This is a genomic window from Kosmotoga sp. (assembly GCF_982836095.1).
The window spans coordinates 320-2991 of the sequence record NZ_CEYIHJ010000199.1; the positions used below are offsets into that span (position 1 = coordinate 320).

The following is a 2672-nucleotide window of genomic DNA, read 5'->3' on the forward strand; positions in this document are numbered from 1 at the left end:
AAAAATCATTAAACAAATGATAACCGACCATGAACTTGAGCTAAATGATATTGAAATAATAGATCATAATTCGAAAAAGCAAAAAGAACGCAAAGAGGAATTCGATATCTGGCTTCCAGTTGATTGTATCGGAGAAGTGGGCGCTGCTATAGTTCCTGTCATATTAGGTATGGCCTTGGCTGCAGCGAAAAAAGGGTATGCTCCAGGCAATGGAGTGCTCTGCCATTTTGGCAATGACGACGGCCAAAGGGCGGCCATGTTTTTAAGTTATTCTAATACAAGAGGTACCTGATGGGAAACGATGTATTTGCCAATGGAAGGGAAGTGTCCTGTAAAGCGGCTGATGGCAAGTCCATCTGCGCGTTTCCCGATGTTTGTTTCACCCCACCCGAAAACCCCGCCACACCCCCGGGTGTTCCAATACCGTATCCCAATACGGGAATGGCAAAAGACACGACTAGTGGGAGCAAAAAGGTCAAGGTTTCCGGAAAAGAGGTGATGTTAAAAAATAAATCATATTTTAAGAAAAGCACCGGAGACGAAGCCGGAAGTGCTGCCAAGAAAGGCGTTATCACCAGCACAAACCGTGGTAAAGTCTATTTCAACAGTTGGTCTATGGATGTGAAGTTTGAAGGCGAAAATGTGGTGCGGCATTTGGATTTAACGACGCATAATCATATGTCTGTGCCGGGGAATAGTCCGACTTGGCCTTATTTGGATAATATGAGCATGGCAAAAAAACGGGAGGCATGTGGTGATGAGATGGATGCGGTGGCCGCTAATTGCCCAAATGCAAATAAAATGGGCAAGACCCACAAGGATTGCCCAAAGTATGGAAAAACAAAACAGAGTAACAAGAACTTTGGGGATAATAAATGTGTTAAAGCCAAACGTTGTATGCTTGTTCCTAAGGAGCGCGCCAAATCACATGGTGGATGCTGTAAAGGCCAGACTGGTCATCATTTGCTGCCTAAACACCACTTCGTCGATTACAGCAATTATATTCAGGAAGATGCACCATGTGTCTGTGCGGAAGGGCATTCCTGGCATCGGAATGACGATAGCAATTTTCCTGATTCAGAGAAGACCCACCCCAAAATGCATGATTTTCAAGATGCTGTTGAGAGAGATATGATCGAGCAGGTAGAAGAAGAGATCGCAAAAGGGGCGGATACAAACCGAACACCCGATAAAGCAATGTATTATGATGAAGCACGCGAGAGTGCAATTGCAGCCCATAATAATAATTTTACTGATCCGAAGTGCTCAGAAAAGTGTTTACGTTCACAACTAGACGCTTATCATAAACAGGCAGGAGTAAGAGATAATCATCGTGTAAAAACAAAAAAAACTGGGGCTGAGGAACAGCCGGACAATATAGACGAAATCTTTGATGCCCAGAGTGTCCAAATGGAAAGCTTTTTAGGCAATTGAGCGCCTTAGATCTTATTTGTCTGTTTAGAGTTGACATAGAAATTATTAACTTTTTATTTTTCTAAAGAAAAGCGAAACATGAGCAAAGAACTTAGTTTTCTGCAAAAGCATCTTATTTTTATCTGTGGTCAAATTGAGAATCAGGAACGGCTGGTTTTTATTGCACATTTGCATGAAGCACTGGAAAAAAAGGCCTACATTTCCCAAATTATGATATTGGAAAAGGGTGAAAAATGGTCTGATGGTGGTCGGTATAAATTCCAGGGCGTCTCAATCTTTCCTCTTGGAGATAAGGAACAAACTATCATTGCTTTAGGGCGAGATGGCGAAGTTGTGACCATTAACCTTTCGGGTTCCCAAAAAAGTCGGATTGAAGTTCCAGGAAAGGTGATTGGTCCATTAAAAGGTTTGAGAAGAATTGGCGATAGCTTATTCGCATACGGTATGCGGCGGCAAATTTTTCGATTAATTGGGCAGAATCAGTGGGTATTGTGTGACAAGGGGTTTCCATACCTTAACAAATCTGAAGATCCAGATGATCGTTTAGCACGTATACGGAGAATTACCGATGGTATGGGAAGTATTGAAGCGATCGCTGGCCACAATGCAGAAGATTTTTATGCCGTAGGGATCAAAGGGGAAATTTGGCATTATGATGGCAATTCATGGTTAGCTGAAGATAGCCCAACGAACCATAACCTGTACGATATTACGTTGAGTCCTGATGGAGATTATTATATTTGTGGTCAAAAAGGAATTGTTCTTAAAGGCCGTAACAAACGTTGGGAACCTATTGAATTCATCGGATCGGGGGAACCTGATTTTTATAGCGTGGGTTGGTTCAATGAGAGATTATATGTGGCCGATGGTGAATCCCTTCAGGTACTTAAAGATGATACCCTTGAACTTGTCGATTTAGGAGAACCGGAGGTAGTGCCAAGTCACCAGATCCATGTAAATGATTCAATGTTGCTATCCGTTGCAGGAAAGGAAGTTTATCTCACAGCAGACGGGAAGAACTGGAACTTCCTTTTATAGAAGGTAATTTGTTCTGTGAAAGACATTCCAAATATAATCAGCCAACATGCTGAAGAATCTGCCTTTCTATGGCTTCTTCGTGATAGTGCTGTCTATGAGCCTCATTACTCACTTTCCGATCTAACAAAACTGGATAATCGTGTAGATGCCCATATTGACGGGCTGAGAATCGCTGGCGATTCGGGTTGGGAGATTTGTTG

Annotated in this window: 2 protein-coding genes and 2 pseudogenes; all 4 read left to right on the forward strand. The window is 42.4% G+C overall.

Features of this window, described 5'->3' with window-relative positions:
* Positions 1-292 (forward strand): annotated as a pseudogene (locus AC3LHT_RS10045) (hypothetical protein); the annotation flags it as partial.
* Positions 292-1434 carry a PAAR-like domain-containing protein gene (locus tag AC3LHT_RS10050; RefSeq protein WP_488662795.1) on the forward strand — a complete coding sequence of 381 codons (1143 nt, stop codon included), beginning with the start codon at positions 292-294 and terminating at the stop codon, positions 1432-1434. The pseudogene AC3LHT_RS10045 and the gene AC3LHT_RS10050, both read left to right, overlap by 1 nt.
* Before the next feature lie 78 nt (positions 1435-1512).
* Entirely contained in the window at positions 1513-2472 is a 960-nt protein-coding gene (locus AC3LHT_RS10055) for a beta propeller repeat protein (RefSeq protein WP_488662796.1), read from the forward strand.
* Between the two features lie 15 nt (positions 2473-2487).
* Positions 2488-2672 (forward strand): annotated as a pseudogene (locus AC3LHT_RS10060) (TIGR02270 family protein); the annotation flags it as partial.

Coding starts and splice junctions, on each gene's coding strand:
- AC3LHT_RS10055 (WP_488662796.1), top strand. CDS start 1,513: ATGAGCAAAGAACTTAGTTTTCTGCAAAAGCATCTTATTTTTATCTGT.
- AC3LHT_RS10050 (WP_488662795.1), top strand. CDS start 292: ATGGGAAACGATGTATTTGCCAATGGAAGGGAAGTGTCCTGTAAAGCG.